This is a genomic window from Mucilaginibacter celer (genome assembly GCF_003576455.2).
Taxonomy (GTDB): domain Bacteria; phylum Bacteroidota; class Bacteroidia; order Sphingobacteriales; family Sphingobacteriaceae; genus Mucilaginibacter; species Mucilaginibacter celer.
On sequence record NZ_CP032869.1, the window covers coordinates 1,463,446 to 1,483,543 of the forward strand.

The window sequence follows — 20,098 nt, forward strand, 5'->3', positions numbered from 1 at the left end:
TAATTCCTTAATTCCCCCAAATTCGAGCTCAGACAAAAAAAATCAGTGTAATCACCTTAATCAAAAAAATCAGCCTAATAAAAAGGCCAACTGATTTTTCAACCAATTGACCTACGTATAAAAAAAGCGTCTTTAGTTTATTGTTTAGAAGGATATTAACCGATGCCCATCAACGAAATCAGCGTAATCACAAAACATCAACGGTTCTACTTGGCGGTTACCTCATGCAGCCCGCATTCCTTCTTCGATTGATCTTCCCACCACCATCTGCCGGCGCGGAAATCTTCGCCCTCGGCTACGGCTCGGGTACATGGCATACAGCCGATGCTTGGGAAACCTTTATCGTGCAGGGAGTTGTAAGGGATGTTATATTGTTTGATGTAGGCTTTTACCTCATCCAATGTCCAGCTAAAAATTGGGTGGAATTTTACCAACTGGTTTTGCTCGTCCCATTCGGTATCGTGCATGTCATGGCGGTTAACCGATTGCTCGGCGCGGATACCGGTGATCCAGATCTTATTGCCTTTTAGCGCTCGTTTAAGCGGTTCAATTTTACGGATGCCGCAGCATTCCTTGCGGTTCTCTACCGATTCGTAGAAACTGTTGGGGCCCTTTTTGCTTACCATTTCTTCCAACAATTCGTTGTTAGGGTAGTAGGCATGGATAGGCTTCTGGTACCTGTTCATGGTGCTGGCCCAAACCGAATAGGTTTCGCGGAAAAGCCTGCCGGTTTCTAACGTAAATACTTTAATCGGCAGGTTATTGGCAAAGATCATGTGGCTGATCACCTGGTCTTCCCAGCCGAAACTGGTGGAGAAGATCACCTCGCCGGGATATAGTTCGGCCAGTTTGCTGAGCGCCTCAACGGGGGTAAGCCCGGCTATTTGTTGTTGTATATTTTCTAAAGCTAAGCTCATGGTATCGGAACGAAGAATTTAAGGATAGAACGGATGCTGATGAGGATTACAATAACCGATACCGCAACCATAATGGTTTTTGCCGAGATTTTGTTGGAGATTTTAGCCGCGATAGGTGAGGCTAAGGCACTACCCAAAACCAGGCCGGCTACCGAATGCCAGTTATTACCGTTAACCATCGCTATAAAAGTTATCGAGCCAACCATCGCCACAAAAAAGCGGGAAAGTTTTACGGTACCCAAAGAAAAACGGGGACTACGGCCACCGGCAATTAACGTAGATAATACGATAGATCCCCAACCGCCACCACCAACTGCATCAATAAAACCACCACCTAAACCGAGCAGGGAAATACGTTTTACCTTATCAGCCGATTTTTTCTTTTGCGTATTGAATGCTTTTCTGAAAATTACGATGCCCAATATCAGGGTATATACCGATACAACTGGCTTTGTGTACATGGCATAATGCTCGAGCGATGACAAAATATAAGCACCTAAAAAAGCGCCGACTATACCGGGCACAACCAAAAGTTTAAACAATTTCCAGTTGATATTACCCATGCGGTAATGCATCCAGCCCGCTATACCGCAACTCAAAACTTCGGATAAGTGCACGCCCATACTTGCCGCGGCGGGAGGGATGCCCATGGTTAACGAAAACGAGGTTGAAGTAACACCATACGACATGCCGATGGCACCATCAATCATGGCAAATAAAAAGCCTGCGCCTAAAAAGTAGTAAAACAGCGGATCGATACCGGAAACAAATGTTTTAAAGTTTGGCTCTTTGAGGTAAAGGGCTGTTATACCAATGGCCAGCGATACAATAATAGTTGACCAGATAAGCCAGATAAAATTTTTACGACTGGTGGCTTTAGGTTCAACCAATACGGCGGTTACGTTATTCAGTTTTTTAACCTTTTCGGCAAAGTCGCCTTCAAGGGTGTTTCTTAGTTCGCTCATTTGCTGTAAGGTAGTGTCAAGTTCAGCAGGAAGGCTTTGGTTTAGTACTTCTTTTAACCGTTTGGCTACGGTTGGGGATTTGCCATTGGTTGATATGGCCAGTTTCAGATCGCCTTTTTGCACTATCGATCCTAAATAAAAATCGCATAGCTCAGGTTTATCAGCTACATTGATGAGCAGTTTACGATCGTGTGCCGCATTACGGATGTAATTGTTAAGCTCGCTGTCATTGGTAGCGGCGATAACAATATCAGCATCGTTCAAATCATCATCAGTAAATGATTTCTGTACAATGCGGATGCCGGGATACTGCGCTGCAAGGGTATGTACCTCGGGCAAAAACTCGCGCGAGATCACGGTTACCCTGGCGTGGTTGCTGTTGTTGAGTACCGCGGTAAGTTTTTCCAGGCCCACATTACCGCCGCCAATAAGCACGGTATGCAGGTTGTTCAGCTTTAAAAAAACAGGGAAAAGCTGGTTACCTTCCTGTTTTTCATCCTGAATATTGGTTAAACTATTATCCCTGGGCAACAACGTCATAAACCTCTTTTATCAGTTTAAATTTGGGGTGAAGTGATACTACTTCGCCCAAAACAATAATGGCAGGAGACGAAATTTTATTTTCTTCTACCGAGTTTACAATGGTATCTACGGTTGCTATAGCAATTTTTTCGTTCTCGGTACTTCCGCTTTGGATAACGGCAACCGGCAAATTGTTCTTGTCTTGTAACTTAAATATTTCGGTGATCTCCGCCAGCTTGTGGATGCCCATCAACACAACCACAGTAGCATTTGAGCGCGATGCTTCAATCAGATCGTTCGAGATCTTGCCGTTGGCTGTTGTGCCGGTAACAACCCAAAAGCTTTCGCTTAAACCACGGTGGGTAACTGGGATATTCTGCAATTCGGCAACCGCTATCGAGCTTGAGATACCCGGAACAACCGAAGCCGGAATATTATGCTCTGCGGCAATAATGAGCTCTTCGTATCCGCGACCGAATACAAATGGATCACCGCCTTTTAAGCGCACCACATGCCCATAGTTCAGGGCGTAATCAACCATTAAGTTGTTGATAGCTTCCTGCGAAAAAGAATGCTCGCCCGAGCGTTTGCCTACGTAAACTTTAGTAGCAGCTTCGGGGGCATAATCAAGTATTTCTTCGTTCACCAACGCATCATACAAAACCACATCGGCAGTTTTTAATGCTTTTATGGCTTTTACAGTGATCAGATCTGCATCGCCGGGACCTGCGCCCACTAAGGTGATGCGTGGTTGTTTTGTATTTTTATTAGTATCGGTCATTATTGTACAAGCGCCTCTCTCTTATCCTTACTTCTGCTTAAAAAATCTGTGGCCTGTGCCAGGTATGCTGTTGCAAACTCCTGCGTTGGCTCGTTTTGGTTGAGTTGTAAAACAAGGTCGTTAAAAGTACCTGCCAGTTCAAATTCACCTTTTTCAACATACTGTGCGTCAAACTCGCGGATCACGCCAATTTGTGTGCTGCTGTTAACGCCTTTATCCAACAATAATGCTTTTGCCGAACTTACAAATACATTATAAGCATGATAAATGGCATCAGCCCAGCGGCCATCGGCATAAGCCTCATTAGACCAGCCCATTTTTTCTTCCGATTCAAACAACAGGGTAGCAACCAGATCGATCACCACACCGGCACATTCGCCAACACCGATAGCGGTAACGAAAGTTTCCTGGTGGCCCCAGTCAATATATTCATCGTCGGTTAGTGTAGTCAGATCCGCCAATGGTTTCAGCAAACGGTAAAAATAATCTTTACCCTGCCTGTCGTAGTATTGGTGGTAAGTTTCACCCTCCGGCGAAAACTCTTTATAATCGTTTAACAAGGAGCGAAGTACATCGGTAGCACGCTTTGTGGGTACTTTGATCACGCGCTCAGCAGCACGGCCTTCGCCATTGCCAATGGTACCGCCGCCCAGCATCACCTGTACAGACGGTAATACTTTAGCACCTACTTTTAACGAACTGCCGTGGAAACCGATATGTGCCAAACCATGCTGTCCGCATGAGTTCATACAACCGCTGATTTTAATTTTGATCTCGCGGTTGTAGATAAAATCTTCGTATTCGTTGTAAATCAGGTCTTCCAGTACGCGGGCCATGGTCATACTGTTGGAGATACCCAGGTTACAGGTATCCGTACCCGGACAGGTAGTAACATCGGCAATGCTATCAAAACCTGGCGCGGCCAGTTCTAATTTAGCCAGACCTTCGTACAAAGCAGGCAATGCCTCTTTGCGAACATATTTTAACAGCAAACCCTGGTTTTGGGTGATGCGGATCTCGTTGCCAACCAATGGCTCTAAAGTTTTAACCAAAGCGCGGGCAGTATCAGATGAGATATCACCTACAGGTACTTTAATGTATACGCCGTAAAAATCTTTTTGCTTTTGCTCAAACACGTTGGTGGCCAGCCATTGCTCGTAACGCAGTGGATTGCCGATGGTTACCTCCGGATAGGTATCGGTAGGAGGAAGGGCAGGGGCATCAACGGCATCGCGGTTAATTGGATATGATTTTACTTTATTGGCAGTACGCTCAATTTGAGTTAGGCGAAGCACCTCTTCCAATCCAAGTTTCTGGATCAGGTATTTCATACGCGCCTTGTTGCGGTTGTTACGTTCGCCATAGCGATCAAAGACGCGGATCACCGATTCGATGTAGGGGATCAGCTGATCTTCCGGTAAAAACTCCTCAACAATATTGGCAAGGATAGGCTGCGCGCCTAAACCGCCACCCAGCATAATTTTAAAACCACGTTCGCCGGCAGCATTTACCTTAGGGATAGCGCCGATATCATGGATATATGAAAATGCAGTATCCTCATCGCTTGATGAAAACGAGATTTTGAACTTACGGCCCATTTCCTGGCAAATAGGGTTGCGCAGAAAATAATCGAAAGTAGCATAAGCGTATGGAGAAACATCAAACGGCTCTTTTGGATCGATACCAGCGGTAGGGGATGCGGTTACGTTACGTACGGTATTGCCACAGGCTTCGCGCAGGGTGATATCATCCTGCTCTAACTTAGCCCAAAGTTGCGGTGTACGGTCAAGACTTACATAGTGGATCTGGATATCCTGGCGGGTGGTAAGGTGCAGGTTGCTGCTGCCAAACTCGTCCGAGATCTCGGCTATTTTCAGTAATTGCCTAAAGCTTACTTTACCGAAGGGGAGTTTAATACGTACCATTTGTACGCCCGGTTGGCGTTGCCCGTAAACACCGCGCGCCAAACGCAGGCTCCTGAACTTTTCATCATGAATTTTACCTTCACGAAAAGCACGGATCTTTTTTTCAAGATCGATAATATCCTTCTCAACAATCGGGTTCTCCAGTTCCGTTCTGAAGCTTTGCATACTTTATGTATTAATGTTTTATAAAAAAGCCTCTTTGGCAATAGCTAAAGAGGCGTATATGGTTAATATTTACTTTTATAGCCCCGATATTCCGTTACACATATCGCAACAGATCAGCAGGTTATTGTAAATTTTATGAATTCTCTCACTATTCATTTCCCAAATATATATATAGTATACGGAAATGGTAGCATTTAATAAAAAAAAACTGCGTTATGACAGTTTTATGAAGGTTGAAAATTAAACGCTGATGAGTGTAGTTTCGCGTTTGATGATATCGGCGATGCTGGTTTCGCTTAATATTTTGAGTGTGGCATCCCGTACATCAACAAACACATCCCTTATGCCGCAAGTGCTTTCCTGGTGGCACTCATCACATTTGTGGTAAAAATTTAAGCTTGCGCAGGGCACCATGGCAATAGGGCCATCGGTAATACGCATAATACTTACCAGGAATATTTCTTTCGGGTCGCGGTTTAGGCTGTAACCTCCGCCCGCGCCTTTTTTGCTGTACAGGAAACCGGCGTTACGAAGATCAAGCAGGATCTGTTCGAGGAATTTTTTCGGGATACGCTCTAATTCAGCGATCTTAGATATTTGCATAGGCGGCTGATCCATGTTTTTACCCAACACCACAAGCGCCTTTATTGCATACTTAGTTTTTTTCGAAAGCATTTTCTATAATAAAACTTACAAAGTTAAATAAAGATATTACTAAATTAACGATTTTTTCGAGTAATATTATAGATTATATAGAAAGCATATTTTATACAGACTTAATTTTATCAAAATGATAAAATTAACGGTCGGAATGACCAAGGCTTTTTCCCGGCGCAACCTGATCTCGCACAGCCTGTTTCAACTCTTTTATCTCGGGGAAATGCCCATCGCGTTTCCTGTCGAATAATATTTCATCATCAACGCCGATGGTATATCTGCCGCTCACTTCGCTGGGTATAAGGGTAACCCCGTGCACATCATCAGTAAAAGTGGTAAGCAGTTCCTGCGCCATATAGGCGGCCCGCATCATCCAGTTGCATTTTGGGCAGTATTCGATAGTTATGATTGGTTTCATGCGGTTTTGACTGGTTTGGGTTCAATAATAAATCGCTCTTCGGTATGCGTGCTCAGCACCTTTAACTCGTCGCCTACCGAGATAGTGCCGGTGTTTTCATGCACCAGGTTTTGGCCAAACATGATCTTGTTGTTCTTCATCCGGTAGGAGGCAAGGGTTTTTAAGGGCTCTTTGGCTTTGGCAGCCGTTTGCTGATCAATAGTGGTTAATACGCAACGGGCGCAAAGTTTAGCACCATAAAAAGTGATGCCTGCTATTTTAATCTCATTCATTAAATCCTCGCCATAAGCATCACCGCCTGTAAATACAATGTTGGGCCTGAACCTGTCCATTGGCAACGGGAGTGCCATCCGTTTGTTCAGGTCGTCTAATGATGCCTGGCCAATAAGTAGGAAAGGATAGGCATCGGCAAAGGAGGTGATCATGCCTGGTTTGGCGTAGCGTTGGTCTACTTCGCGTTCGCTGTCATCGGGCATGTAAACCAGGCGGCATTTAATATCGAGGGTTTGGGTAAACCATTCATCAATCTTGTTATCAATATATTGCCCCATGCAGGTATCATCCCAAACAGCAAACTGATGGAGAGGTTGTTTATCGATATCAAAAGGAATCAACACGCTATCGCCATTTTGATTGCTAACGCGGATACCATGGGTTTCAATAGCTGTTTTCAGCAAAGCCATTTTAACAAACTCACGCTGTGTCATGAAATGGCCATGTTCGTTTACCAGCATCAGCCGCCTGTCGTGCTTAAAACCGCGTGAGGTTGCTTCCGCGCTTGGTACGGATATACCGCCAAGGGATTTGACGGGGTAGATGAAGAGTTGGCTTACCTGGAGCATGAGGTAAAAATAAGTATCTGAATCGGGATTTGGGGAGATTTATTGGATAGATAGGATTTTGTTTTGTCTTTTGTCTGAACCGGAATTTATGAAATTAAGGGATTAACAGAATGATGAGCAAATTCGAAAAATTCTAATAATTCTCCCAAATTCGAGTTCAGACAAAATCCTGCTTATCCTAAAAATCCACCCAAATCCCGGTTCAGATAACATTACGGATTCTGCTTGTTCCACTCATTAAAATTCACAAACTTATCGGCAACCTGGTTTTTACAGGCCGGGGTGGGGCATACAATAATCCAGCGGTCTTTGGTTTGTTCAATAACCGGGCGGGTACCGCAAATTTTACAGTTGTTAACCGGGAAGTTAGGATTAATCTCTATTCTCATAATTGGCTTTGGCTGCCATGGTTTATTTGTAAAGGGGGGTACGACATAAACCTACTAAAAAGTTGCCTTGGTTGCCAAAATAAACTTACAATAAAAAAATACGGCCAATAAGAATATTTTTAGAGGATTGCCGATGTTGTGATTTTTAATTTTATGTAAATCAGTTATTTAATTTGGGTAGAAAATATTTTGTTTTACAGGCAACCTTTTGATATTTGTTGCCGTGATGTGCGTATATAAGATTAAATTTACAGGTTTGATTACGGTTTTACCAACCTTATGGGCGACGAAGAGTTACATCAACTGATTAACGGCTGTATAAAACAGGACAGAAAATATCAGAAAATGCTCTATAAGGCATTTTATGGCTTCTCTATGGGGATTTGCCTGCGTTATGCAGGCAACCGCGAAGAGGCCGCCGAGGTGATGAACCAGGGTTTCATGAAAGTGTTTACCCATATTGACAGGTTTGATACCACGCGCCCTTTTAAAGCCTGGCTGGGGCGCATTATGATGAACGTATCTATCGATTATTACCGCGCCAATTTAAAAATGGCTTATACCGAAGACCTGGAAAAGGCCGAAGGGATGAGCGAAGGCGATTTAACGGATAATAACTTAAATTACGAAGATCTGCTGGCCATGATTCAGCAATTACCACAGGCTTACCGTACGGTATTTAACCTTTTCGCTATCGACGGCTACTCGCACGAAGAGATAGGCGAGATGCTGAACATCAATCCGGGTACCTCAAAATCAAACCTTCATAAAGCACGTCAAAAACTAAAACAAATGATATTAAAAGCAGAGGAAACTGCTAATAAAACCAATTACAACAGGGGCATGGATTTTAACCCGATAGTGGCCTATAACGGCATTGATGTTCGGAGTACTTTTTTAAATAACGGGATAAGAGGATGAAAAGCGAAGAGGATTTAGATAAGTTATTTAAAAAGTCGATGGACGACCCGGCTAATCATCGCGCGTTTAACGAGGATGACTGGGATGCTTTTGAACAAATGCTTGATGCGGGCAAAAAACGCCGCGGCATTGTTTATTGGTTGCCCTTGGCAAGCGGCATAGCGGCTATGTTGCTGCTGGCTTTAGGCTGGTGGTTTTTTATTAAACTGGCAAAAGTTATTGATAACAATAATACACAGGCAGGTGTAAAACCAACTGTAACAAAGTCCGGAACAAGCGGCGGAGCCATGCAGCAACAACCCCAGGATACTATTACAAATAAGCAGCAGCCATTAGATAATAACCTGGCAGCCGGCTCAAAAAAAGACACCATCGGGAGCAGGAATACTACCGGCAGTAATTTGGCTGCAAATAAATTGCAGAAAGATACCATTTGGAATGCGCAGCCCTCTGGCAACAACCTTGCTGCAGGCAGAAACAAACAACAGCAGGCTCCCGCCAAAGCAACATTAACGCCATCTGCCGGTGGTTACCGCCGCAACTTTGCCGGTAGAGATAACTTTGCAAGAAACAGGCGTGACAGTGCGGCGTTAACCAATGCAGCTCAAATGGCAGGTGTCGGTCCTGTCCGTGGTACTGTAGAATACATGTTAGCTAACCAGGTTTATTCACTTCACACACAACAGGCTCAGTCACCTGCACCGGATTTTAAAACGCAGATAGATCTGCCGGCCCCATCGGCTGTAAATACAGATAAGCCGGCTAAAAAAATAACCAAACAGGGTTTTGGCTATCGTCCACAATGGGCTATTACGGCCCTGGCTTCGTCGGATGTTAACGGTACAAGCGCATTTCAGGGTAAGGCTGGCAGCAATTATGGTGCATTGCTGTCATTAGGTGTAACTAAAAAGTTAACCGTAACAAGCGGTGTAGTGTATTCGTCAAAACCTTACGCTACAAGTTTTGCCAACTACAATAACAGCTCATTCAATTTCCAAAGGACGCCTTCAGATATTTTGGCCGATTGTAAAATGTTGGATATTCCTATCAATATAGGCTACCAGGTTTTCGGTAATTTCCGTAACAAAGTTTCAGTGGGTACCGGTTTTTCATCGTATATCATGCTGCATGAAAAGTACACTTTTAACTATCCGGCAAACTATAGCAATGCAGCCTGGTCAACAAGCTATACCGTTCCAAACAGCAAAGGCTATTACCTGAGCATATTGAACCTTAATGCAACTTACGAGCGGAAGATCAATTCGAAATTTGGTGTAAGCGTGCAGCCATACATGAAAGTACCGCTTACAGGGGTTGGTTTTTCCAATTTAAAACTGCAATCAACCGGTGTGGCTGTGGGAGTTACGTACAACATCAACGCTTTCAGAAAACCCTGATTGGGCGTAAAACAATTGGAATGCTTATCTTGCGGCACATTTACCCGTACCAGATAATTCATTTCATGAAAAAACTGCTGTTTTTTGCTCCCGTATTGTTTATGCTTTCCTGCGCTGATAAAAAGCTGCAGCAACTCGAAAATAAAAAACTCAACAGCCTTGCTGTTGAATACGTAAAGCTTGGTTTAACCATTGGCCAATATGATGGCGACTTTGTGGATGCTTACTACGGCCCCGATTCGTTAAAGCCCAAAACCGAGTTGCTACCCAAAAATTTCCCTAAAGATAGTCTGCTGGCCACCGCCAACAGTATCATGAACGATTTGAGGCTGATAGCCCATACTTCAAAAATTGATACCAACCGTATCAGGGCCAACTGGATGGCCGATCAGTTGATTGCGTTCAGCCGCCGCATGAGGATTTTTTCGGGTGAGGAACGCCCGTTTGATGAGGAATCGCGCGAGTTATTTGGTGTTGCAGCGCCCGTTTATACTGATGATTTTTTTAAAAGCCAGATAGCGTTATTGGATAGTATTTTGCCGGGTAAGGGCAATGTGAACGATCGTTTTCAAAAGCTTGCCAATAAATTCATCATCCCTAAAGATAAGCTTGATCCGGTTATTAAAGCCGCCATTGCCGAGGCCCGCAAACGTACCCTGGCGCACTATAAACTACCCGCCGGCGAAACATTTACGCTGGAGTACGTTACCAATAAGCCATGGTCGGGTTATAACTGGTATAAAGGTGGCTACAAAAGCACGGTGCAGATCAATACCGATTTGAAAATTTTTATAGATCGCGCAATTGACGTTGGTAGCCACGAAAGCTACCCGGGGCACCACGTTTATAATATGCTGCTTGAGAAAAACCTGTATCATGACAAAGGCTGGGTAGAGATTTCGCTGTATCCATTGTTCAGCCCGCAATCGCTTATTGCAGAGGGGAGTGCCAACTATGGTATAGAAGTGGCGTTTCCGGGTAATGACAAGATCAATTTCGCGAAAAACGTACTGCTGCCGCTGGCCGGTTTAGATACGGCGGGCGCGGCGCTTTATTTTAAAGCCCTCGCCATAAAAGGTACTCTGAATTATGCCCGCAACGAAGCTGCCCGCGGTTTGATAAACAACACCATGAGCCAGGATAAGGCGCTAAGCTACCTGCGTAAATACTGTTTGATGAATGACGAAACGGCCCAAAAATCGCTCAGCTTCATTAAAAAATACCGCAGCTATGTAATTAACTACAACTACGGACAGGATTTGGTGAAAAACTATATCGAAAGTAATGGCGGCACGGCAGGTAATCCGGCAAAGCGATGGGAACTGTTTGGAAAGTTGTTGAGCCAGGAGGTTGAGCCGGTTAGTTTGGTGAAGAAGTAGAAGGTTTTGTACGATAAGACGCAGAAACGTAAAGTCTTTTGGGTTTGTTAATGGCTGGGCCGTTGATGGTTTAATTAGTGGTTATCCGTGTATTCAATAGCTGCTGAGTAGTTTGCTGCCCCAAGTTTTTATTCAACAATCGGATATAAGGATCGATATCTATTAACGGCCAGTCTGTCCCAAATAGGATATGACCCGCACTAATATTCCGGATTTGCTTTTTGAAAGCCGCCAACGGATGAAATGCCACTTTAGAACTGTGTGCGCTACCTGGTTCGAATGGAAAAACCGCACTGATATCAAAATATAGCCCGGGATGAGGATTTTTATGAGCATTGATATAAGTCGCGAATTTTGCAAGGGCTTTATCTGTTTGCCTGTCGTAACCGCCCCAACCTGCCATATGCGCTATAATTATTTTGGTGTTTGCAGCAAAAGGCAGTAGCTGATTTATGAGTATTTCAGTATTTGCTGCCCCGTCCCACTTATCATCACTGCGAAAATGAACAAGCAATAACAAGCCGTATTTATTAGCAGTCGCGAATACTTTCTGCAGTTGCTTAACCTGGGTTTTATCAAAAAGGTTAACCTTGCTGTTGGCAAAATGGAGTTTAATACCAACAAAATGTTTCGTTACTGCACATCGTTCAATTTCATTTAAGGCGTATGGTTTTAGGGGATTAACGCTCAATAAGGCTTTTAACCTATCGGGATATCGTGCAGCCTGAGCTGCTATCCAGTCGTTTTGCTTTTTTACTTCCTCATATTCATGCGCTACCGGCGTTAGCGGCGAGCCGAACCAATACGCGTTTGAGATAATCCAGGCCGAATGAAATTTAGCCCGGTTAAGCCGCCCTATAATCGTATCGGCGTCAAAGCAAAGCGAATCTGTTTTGGTAGCTTTCTGGTGAAATGCTTTTAGCATACGGTAACCCAATTGTACCGTGGCCGAGTCCTGCAGGTGCACATGGTAATCGGTAGCGTAACCTGGTTTTACCTGGGCTGTTGAGGTACAAGCCGGCATAATGAAAAATATTAAAGCAGCCCAGGGCCGTAAATAGTGCTTCATGAAATCCAATATAGCAATTTATATTGCTTTGGTTTTTGCTTTTAATGATCAGTTCCGGCGGATTGGCCGGGACTATTGTAATCACCAAATCCTGGGTAGGTGCTTGTTAACTAATATTTAACCTCCTTGTACACTACAATCCCACTACAACAACCTTCTTTTGTATTCAAAAATTGTGTTTTATCATTACTGATGATTATGTTTTGTGCTGATTTCTGAATTTTTAGCCCGTGTTGTAAATATCTATACATCAGTTAATTACGAAAACGTTGTAGTAAATAAATTCTTTCAAACGCTGTATTTTTGTCTTTTAGTTAAATAGTTTTGGTTTAGTGAACAGGCCGATTTTAAGCCGCACTAATTTTCCCTGCAATCCAAATCCACCGGGTAAACAGCGGGAAATAACCAATTAGCACAATTAACTACATCTTATAAACCAATTATTACTATCATTTTATGAAAAGAAACAACCTTTCTTATTGGCTGTGCTGTATCCTGCTCATTGGCGCGGCTGCAATTTTTACACATTGTAAAAAATCATCAGTATCCGGCAACGCGGCCGCGGCTAACCAGGAAACCACCACGCAGCCTCGCTCGGTTACCTCGTTTGTGCACCCTGGCGTATTAAACACGGCTGCCAATCTCGATCTGATCCGTAACCAGGTAAACAGCGGCGATGCCTCGCGCACGGCATCTTACCAAAAAGTGATCGATTTTATCACCAACAACCCTATGCCTACACAATTCTATTCAACGGTGTATGTGGGTTCCAACGGGCATACCAGTCCCTCAAAATCGCAGATCAGGAAAGATGCTATCCTGGCTTATGCGCTGGCTTTGCGTTTTGCAAAAACGGGCGACACCCAATGGTCTGATAAATGTAAGTTTATTTTGAACGGCTGGGCATCAACTTTCCAAAACTACGCGCCTATTGATGCTTCAGATAACCCGCATCAATCAGATCTCGAGGCTTCATGGACAACGCCAAGCTTCGTTGCCGCGGCCGAAATTATCCGTTATTATCAGCCGGGAGGCGTATCAGCTAATTGGGCGGCTTCAGAAATTACTACGTTCACTAATTATCTCAACAACGTAAAGGATAATTATATCAACCATACTTTCGGTGGTTATGGCTACAACTACAACAATAACTGGAATGTATCTGCCGGTTACGCTAAAATGGCCGTTGGCGTGTTTTTAAACAGCGCCAATGTATTTAATGATGGCGAGAATCAGCTTAATATCACCATGCCCGCCATGATCTTATCGGATGGTACCATGCCCGAAGAATGCGACCGTAATGATTGCGTGCACTATCAATATTCACTAACCGGTTTCACCTTCGCCGCCGAAATTGCTGCCATGCAGGGCGATAACTCATTGTATACAGCGCTTTCAAACCGGATCAGCTCGGGGTACGATTTTATGTACCGCTCATTTTTTCAGAATATCAGCTGCGATTATTGTTCAACTTCAAGCGCCGTTTACCCCGGTTTGGAGGTTGCTTACCATCACTATGGTACTTCCAATATGAATGCATTACGCACAGTAAATGGAAACGCAACCCCGGTTTATGCACCTGCCGATAACACTTTCGCCGGTTTTACTACTTATACCCACTATAATGTAGGTGGCGGCAATACTACGCCTCCGCCATCAAATAACCCGCCAATTGGCACCGTTATTTCGCTTAAAGGCTTCAACGGCAAATATGTAAGTGGTGAAAACGGCACTCAAGCCATGACCTGCACCCGCACCACAGCCGGCGATTGGGAACATTTTACCGTGCTTGATGCCGGCGCCGGCAAAATATACCTGCGCAGCATGGGCAAATATGTATCATCAGAAAACGGTACTCAAGCCATTACCTGCAACCGCACCACCCCCGGCGACTGGGAGAAATTTACCTGGGGCGTAAATGCCGATGGTACCGTAACCTTACAAGGCTTTAACGGCAAATTTGTATCGAGCGAGAACGGTACCCAGGCCATGACCTGTACCCGTGCCACTGCCTCGGGATGGGAGTCATTCGGGCTTAATCAATAACATACGTCCGCAATTATATCTACCTTGCCATAGCCCGCATACCGGGCTATGGTTTTTTTTACTCGGTGCAGGTGTGAGGCTTGGATTTAATCAGATAAATAATAGCTTTATAACAATTTAAAATTAACGCTCCCGGCGTTTTATAAACCCATTTTATGCTGATGAAAACCAGGCTGCTCCCTTTGCTTTGCTTCGCGATATTGATTTATGCTTCCTGTAAACAAGGTTCAACCAAAATTGAGCCTTATAGCGGCTGGCCGGCTTACGCAGGTTCGAAAGATGGCATCCGGTATTCATCAAACCAGGAAATTACCGCGGCCAATGTAGGGCAGCTTAAACAGGTTTGGATTTATAGCACACATGATAAGGATACGGCCAACCGCAGCCAAAATCAATGTAACCCTATTATGGTTGACGGAATTTTGTATGGCACCAGCCCCAAACTAAAACTTTTTGCCCTGAATGCCGCCACAGGCGAACAAAAATGGCTTTTCGACCCGGCCAAAGATGATACCACCAACAACGGCGACCCAATGGCTTACTACAAAGTGAGCCGTGGCGTTATCTACTGGCAAAATAATGATGGCGGCGAGAAGCGCATTTTTTACAGTGTAGGAGCTAAAACCTGGGCTATTGATGCTGAAAGTGGTACCCCGGTGCGGTCATTTGGGAACAATGGTTATTTGGATTTAACCAAAGATCTTGGTCGCGATACCAAATCATTTGTGGCAGGTACCACGCCGGGTGTTGTTTATAAAGATGTGCTGATAGTAGGCGACAGGGTTTCCGAATCGGCTGATGCAGCGCCGGGACATGTACGGGCTTATGATACGCGTACGGGTAAACTGCGATGGATTTTTCATACCATCCCGCAGCCGGGCGAGCCGGGGTATGAAACCTGGCAGGATACCGCGGCCTATAAAAAGTTTGGCGGGGCCAATAGCTGGTCGGGCATGTCGCTGGATGAAAAGCGGGGGATAGTTTATATTCCAACAGGTTCGATAGGGGGAGATTTTTATGGCGGCTTCCGTAAAGGAAAAAACCTGTACAGTAATTCGCTGCTGGCGCTTGATGCGGGTACCGGCAAGCTGAAATGGCATTTCCAGGTAATACATCATGATTTGTGGGACCGTGATCTGCCTGCCAACCCCAATTTGGTAACTATCGTTAAAGACGGCAAAAAGATTGATGCCGTGGCCCAGATTACCAAGCATGGCTATATTTTTATGTTCGACAGAACAAATGGAAAACCCATTTTTCAGATAGAAGAAAAATCTGTGCCAACCAAAGCGCTGCCCGGCGAGGAGGTATGGCCTACGCAACCTATTCCAACTTTACCACAACCTTTTGCAAGGCAAATGTTTAACCCGGAAGACGTAACCGATCGCACGCCCGAAGTTCATGCCGAAATGCTGGCTAAATATAACCAGGTTAAAAACCGCATCATGTTTACTCCCCCGAGTAAAGAGGGCGGCTGGATCTTCCCTGGCTTTGATGGCGGCGGCGAGTGGGGTGGGGCCGCTGTTGATCCCGAAACAAAAATACTGTACGTAAACTGCTCTGAAATGCCCTGGGCGCAGGTAATGATTGATGTACCTAAAGCCAATGCTAATGATAATTCGCCGCAGGCGTTGGGGCATGTAATTTATAATACCAATTGCATAGGCTGCCACGGCGCCGAATTAAAAGGTAACGGCACATCGTATCCTTCGCTGGTAAACATCGGCAAAAAATATAATGCCGATCAGGTAAACGGTATCATCACCAACGGCCGAAACATGATGCCATCGTTTAAACAAATCTCTCCTTCAGATAAAAAGAACCTGCTGGCCTTTTTGCTCAAAATCCCTGAAGCAAAGGCTGTTAAAGAAATTGCCAAAGAGCCCGTAAATAACCGGGTAACCAGCACGGCCACCGAAAAGAAAATGGTTGACGAAATTCCTTATGCCATGAATGGCTATAACCGTTTTTTGGATAAGTATGGTTATCCCGGCATAAAACCGCCATGGGGTACCTTAAACGCGGTTGATTTAACCTCGGGCAAGTTGCTTTGGAAAGTTCCGCTGGGCGAATATGCCGAACTGAGCAAAAAAGGGATTCCGGTTACCGGCACCGAAAATTATGGAGGCCCGCTGGTTACTAAAGGCGGCCTGGTGTTTATTGCCGCTACCAAAGATGAAAAGATCCGGGCCTTTGATAAACGCACCGGCAAGGTGGTTTGGGAGGCGCAGTTGCCTGCCGCGGGTTATGCTACACCGGCAACTTATGCCATTGATGGGAAACAGTACATTGTGATTGCCTGTGGCGGCGGAAAAATTGGAAGTAAGTCGGGAGATAGTTATGTTTGTTTTGGATTGTAGGATAAAAAACTAAATATGGATTTGTTTGAAAGTGTTTTTGAATTGTACGAACAGGTAAGGTTAAAAGCCGAAGCCGATTTTCAGGATCTGATTAAAACCCAGTACACGCAGCAATGCTACAGCGATAACGGTGCGTTTTGCCTGGTGCTGGAGATCTCGGTTTTGAAAAACAGCTCGGATGATGACTATGGCCTGCTGCTTTCTATCAACGCGCAAACAGAACCTAATTATGGCGGTATTAAACATGATACACCGGGGATTTACCTGATAGCCGAATTGCTGAGCGGCGATCATCAGCATCTCGAGGCCGTAGATGAAGTATTTTTTGACCCTGCTAATGAGGCGGAGGTTGAAGCGACTTATGGTAAAATAGAACAGTTTATTAAACCTTTAACGGGCAACATCAGCTCGATATTGGCCGGCCGTTATGATGTGCAGCCGGTAGGGGCGTGATGATAGTATAAGTTATAATGAGTCTTGCGCTCGTTTGCAACGAGCGCTTAACCTGGTTTCGCGATTGTATCGCGTGGTTTGCGTTTAAAACGCAAATCCATATTAAGCGCTCGTTGCAAACGAGCGCAAGTTTAAGAAGTATTTTATAAACTAAAACTCCTCCTCATAAACACTTCCGCCCGCCGTTTCAAGCTTATAATTTTTCACCTCACCCGGCCCCTCAAATTCAAACCTGATGCCTACTATGCGGCCCATGGAGTGGGCTTGTTTGTATTCGAAAATCTGTTTATCGTTCAAATAAACCCGCAGGTAGTGATCTTTAACAACACAGCGCAGGTTTTGAAACTGAGCCATATCGGTGCCAAAGGCGCTCAGGTCGTGGTTTTTGCCGCTTACCCAGTCTTCGCCGGTTAGTATACCGATATCAGCTATACAGCCTTTGTTTACCAGCGGGATGATGATGGCGGTACCGTTGCCTAAAATAGTAAGATCGGCCCGGGCGCAAATGGATTGCCCCGCGGTTGAAGTATTGCGGATTGAACAATCTAAACTGAAATTATCCGCATTAATGCCCGGAAATTCGCGGATGTTGGCAAACTTTACCAGGCTGTTATTAAACACCGGCGTACCCAGCTTTTGCTGCATCTGCCCGGCGGTAACGCCCATGTAGCCATCGCCCTTAATTTCGTCGGGCGATAAATAAATAGGCACGGGGTGGCGTTCAATGATGCCTTTCCATCCTTTGGTTTTGATAAATACCGAACTTTCTTTCCTGATGCGGTGATCTACAATCAGTTTAGCAATAAAATAACCCGGCTCATAATACATCGAAGTAAATTGTTTACCATCGCCCGGAACCTGTTCGCGGCGGTTAGGATCCCATGATTGTTGAATGAATACACTATCCGAATGAAAGGTGGAGGCATCGTAATTAAATACCACCGAGTTGGGCAGATCATCAGAAACTTTTTTACTGCTGAATTTTACTGTGCTTAAATCAAATGGTTTGTTCCGTTTGCTGCTCATGAAAAACAACGCTCCGAGTATAAGTAGCAAACTGCTGCCCATCCAGATGTATCGTAGTGTGCCTTTGGAGGTGGGGTGAGTAGTAGTTGCAGTAGCAGTGGCAGTTGCAGTTGCAGTTGCAGGGATTTGTTCAACAATTCCGTTATGCTGATAGTGTTGCCTGAAATCGCGCCAGCTGGTATAATCTAAAAACTGTGCGAGGGCGTTAAGGGTGGCGGCATTGGGGAAGCTATCGTAACGTACCTTGCCCCAAATTCTTTTTAAGGTTGATACGCTAAGCTGCACACGCGTTTTATCAAAAATTTGCCGACTCAACTGTTCAAAATCATCATTGCCCCAAATTTCGCTGTCGCCCCAGTTTAAACTGCGTTCAATAAGCTGCCGGCATAGCAAAAGCAATTGTTTTTCTTTTTCCATTTAGTTTACAGATGATATCGTGGTTTAAAAATCACCAAAAAAACGTTCTGAACAAACTTGAACTTAACTTGAAACGCATTGCGCGCTGTTTTACAAAGGTAGTTTGCAAGCTTTGGTTAATAAAAATCAAAACGCCCATGAGCAACAAAATTTTATTAACAGTGCTGATAAGCATGACGCTTGGCAGCAGTATTTGTTACAGCCAGCAAAAAAAACAAAGCTATGATATCAATAACCTGTTTAACCAAAACAAGCTGATCAAAGCCTACCCACGGCAAACAACCACCAGCCTAACCGACGGAAGTAAACAGGGCCTCAGTTTAGATGGTATTCTGTGGCTTAAAGATGTGGATTTTAAAACCGGAATCATCGATGTCGATTTGCGTGGCCGGGATGTTTTTCAGCAGAGTTTTTTGGGCATAGCTTTTCATGGTATCGATACCACTACGCATGATGTTGTTTATTTCAGGCCATTTAATTTTCAGGCAACAGACACCTTGCGGCGCAAACACGCCGTGCAATACATGAGCAGTCCCGATTTTCCGTGGGATAAATTGCGGAAAGAACATCCGCTGGTTTATGAAAATGAGGTTAATCCGGCACAGCAGGCCACAGCATGGTTTCATGCACGCATTGTTGTTGGGGCGGATGATATTGTAGTATATGTAGATCATGCCGATAAACCATCCCTCAAAGTAAAAAAACTCAACAACCGGCACAACGGACTTATCGGTTTATGGTCTTCCGGGCTGCCCGGAGATTTTGCAAATCTTGTTATCAGTCAATAATTAAACATCAATCATCATGAAAAAAATAATTTTAGCCATTGCGTTACTGGCAGGCCTTCAAACTTACGCCCAGCAAAAGTACCAGGTATATAATTTTTCGGTAGTAAATCCCAAACAATGGGTCATCCCCAAAAATGATACGCTCGATTATGAGCTGGGCACCTACCAGGGCAGTAACGCTTTAATCATCAAACGTAAAATTGGCAACTACAAATCGGCCAGCCTGGCCTATAAGCCGGGGTTAAATTTTAAGGATGGCATTATTGATCTGGATATTGCCTGCCCTGGCAAAGGTGGTTTTGTTGGATTAGCCTTCCGCATTAAAGACGCGCATCATTACCAGGTGGTTTATTTCCGCCCCGGATCATCAGGTACCATCAATGCCATCCAGTACATGCCCGAAAAAAAGGCCGAGTTTAACTGGTGGGATTATGAGGCTACCAAATACCAGGCGAAGGCCATTGTTCCACAAAATAAATGGTTTCATGTAAAAGCGGTTATAAAAGGTCGCCGGATGGAGGTTTATATAGATAACGCCGCCAAACCCGATATGGTGTACACCGAACTTGATGCATCCCTGCCAAACGGTGCTGTTGGCTACTGGCATGGTAACACCCAGATGGGTGCTTATAAAAACCTGGTTGTTAAAGCTTTTAATTGA

General features: G+C 44.6%; 18 protein-coding genes. 8 read left to right on the forward strand and 10 right to left on the reverse strand.

Annotated elements, in window-relative coordinates; all coding sequences use genetic code 11:
• Positions 1-206: 206 nt before the first annotated feature.
• The 8 genes from HYN43_RS05865 to HYN43_RS30200 form a co-directional block, all read right to left on the reverse strand.
• Complete coding sequence (locus tag HYN43_RS05865; protein WP_119408564.1) at positions 207-917, reverse strand: phosphoadenylyl-sulfate reductase; 711 nt, start codon at positions 915-917, stop codon at positions 207-209.
• Positions 914-2,422 (reverse strand): TSUP family transporter, encoded by a 1,509-nt coding sequence (locus HYN43_RS05870; RefSeq protein WP_119408565.1) that lies wholly within the window; start codon positions 2,420-2,422, stop codon positions 914-916. Before HYN43_RS05870 ends, HYN43_RS05865 begins: the two co-directional genes overlap by 4 nt.
• Positions 2,400-3,185: a uroporphyrinogen-III C-methyltransferase gene (gene cobA, locus HYN43_RS05875; RefSeq protein WP_119408566.1), complete on the reverse strand. Its 786-nt coding sequence runs from the start codon at positions 3,183-3,185 to the stop codon at positions 2,400-2,402. Before cobA ends, HYN43_RS05870 begins: the two co-directional genes overlap by 23 nt.
• Positions 3,185-5,275 (reverse strand): HEPN domain-containing protein, encoded by a 2,091-nt coding sequence (locus HYN43_RS05880; RefSeq protein WP_119408567.1) that lies wholly within the window; start codon positions 5,273-5,275, stop codon positions 3,185-3,187. The genes cobA and HYN43_RS05880 overlap by 1 nt, the downstream gene beginning before the upstream one ends.
• Before the next feature lie 240 nt (positions 5,276-5,515).
• A complete protein-coding gene (locus tag HYN43_RS05885; RefSeq protein ID WP_112566532.1) occupies positions 5,516-5,950 on the reverse strand; it encodes an RrF2 family transcriptional regulator in 435 nt (144 codons plus the stop codon).
• Positions 5,951-6,074: 124 nt separating this feature from the next.
• Positions 6,075-6,350: an Rdx family protein gene (locus HYN43_RS05890; protein ID WP_119408568.1), complete on the reverse strand. Its 276-nt coding sequence runs from the start codon at positions 6,348-6,350 to the stop codon at positions 6,075-6,077.
• Positions 6,347-7,192, reverse strand: coding sequence for an MOSC domain-containing protein (locus tag HYN43_RS05895; protein WP_119408569.1), 846 nt, complete (start codon positions 7,190-7,192; stop codon positions 6,347-6,349). Before HYN43_RS05895 ends, HYN43_RS05890 begins: the two co-directional genes overlap by 4 nt.
• A gap of 212 nt (positions 7,193-7,404) precedes the next feature.
• On the reverse strand, positions 7,405-7,581 hold the full coding sequence (locus tag HYN43_RS30200) for a hypothetical protein (protein ID WP_162996332.1): 177 nt from the start codon (positions 7,579-7,581) through the stop codon (positions 7,405-7,407).
• 279 nt (positions 7,582-7,860) lie between these two features.
• Between HYN43_RS30200 and HYN43_RS05900 the strand changes: the two genes are divergently transcribed.
• From HYN43_RS05900 to HYN43_RS05910, 3 genes are all read left to right on the forward strand, one after another.
• On the forward strand, positions 7,861-8,502 hold the full coding sequence (locus HYN43_RS05900) for an RNA polymerase sigma factor (protein ID WP_119408570.1): 642 nt from the start codon (positions 7,861-7,863) through the stop codon (positions 8,500-8,502).
• The gene (locus tag HYN43_RS05905; protein ID WP_119408571.1) at positions 8,499-9,899 is read left to right on the forward strand and encodes a hypothetical protein; all 1,401 of its coding nucleotides are present in this window, start codon (positions 8,499-8,501) and stop codon (positions 9,897-9,899) included. Before HYN43_RS05900 ends, HYN43_RS05905 begins: the two co-directional genes overlap by 4 nt.
• 65 nt (positions 9,900-9,964) lie before the next feature.
• Complete coding sequence (locus HYN43_RS05910; RefSeq protein ID WP_119408572.1) at positions 9,965-11,278, forward strand: hypothetical protein; 1,314 nt, start codon at positions 9,965-9,967, stop codon at positions 11,276-11,278.
• A gap of 70 nt (positions 11,279-11,348) precedes the next feature.
• Here the strand turns inward: HYN43_RS05910 and HYN43_RS05915 are convergent, their stop codons facing one another.
• Positions 11,349-12,347 (reverse strand): amidohydrolase family protein, encoded by a 999-nt coding sequence (locus HYN43_RS05915; RefSeq protein WP_119408573.1) that lies wholly within the window; start codon positions 12,345-12,347, stop codon positions 11,349-11,351.
• Between the two features lie 456 nt (positions 12,348-12,803).
• On the opposite strand from HYN43_RS05915, the gene HYN43_RS05920 reads away from it, so the two are divergent.
• The 3 genes from HYN43_RS05920 (at position 12,804) to HYN43_RS05930 (ending at position 17,206) form a co-directional block, all read left to right on the forward strand.
• Positions 12,804-14,393 carry an alginate lyase family protein gene (locus tag HYN43_RS05920; protein WP_119408574.1) on the forward strand — a complete coding sequence of 530 codons (1,590 nt, stop codon included), beginning with the start codon at positions 12,804-12,806 and terminating at the stop codon, positions 14,391-14,393.
• Positions 14,394-14,554: 161 nt separating this feature from the next.
• A complete protein-coding gene (locus HYN43_RS05925; RefSeq protein ID WP_205589880.1) occupies positions 14,555-16,753 on the forward strand; it encodes an outer membrane protein assembly factor BamB family protein in 2,199 nt (732 codons plus the stop codon).
• Positions 16,754-16,768: 15 nt separating this feature from the next.
• Positions 16,769-17,206: a hypothetical protein gene (locus HYN43_RS05930; protein WP_119408575.1), complete on the forward strand. Its 438-nt coding sequence runs from the start codon at positions 16,769-16,771 to the stop codon at positions 17,204-17,206.
• A gap of 150 nt (positions 17,207-17,356) precedes the next feature.
• Here HYN43_RS05930 and HYN43_RS05935 read toward each other — a convergent pair whose 3' ends face one another.
• Positions 17,357-18,649: a hypothetical protein gene (locus HYN43_RS05935; RefSeq protein WP_119408576.1), complete on the reverse strand. Its 1,293-nt coding sequence runs from the start codon at positions 18,647-18,649 to the stop codon at positions 17,357-17,359.
• Between the two features lie 137 nt (positions 18,650-18,786).
• On the opposite strand from HYN43_RS05935, the gene HYN43_RS05940 reads away from it, so the two are divergent.
• Together HYN43_RS05940 and HYN43_RS05945 are read left to right on the forward strand one after the other, a co-directional pair.
• On the forward strand, positions 18,787-19,437 hold the full coding sequence (locus tag HYN43_RS05940) for a hypothetical protein (protein WP_162996333.1): 651 nt from the start codon (positions 18,787-18,789) through the stop codon (positions 19,435-19,437).
• 16 nt (positions 19,438-19,453) lie between these two features.
• Entirely contained in the window at positions 19,454-20,098 is a 645-nt protein-coding gene (locus HYN43_RS05945; protein ID WP_119408578.1) for a LamG domain-containing protein, read from the forward strand.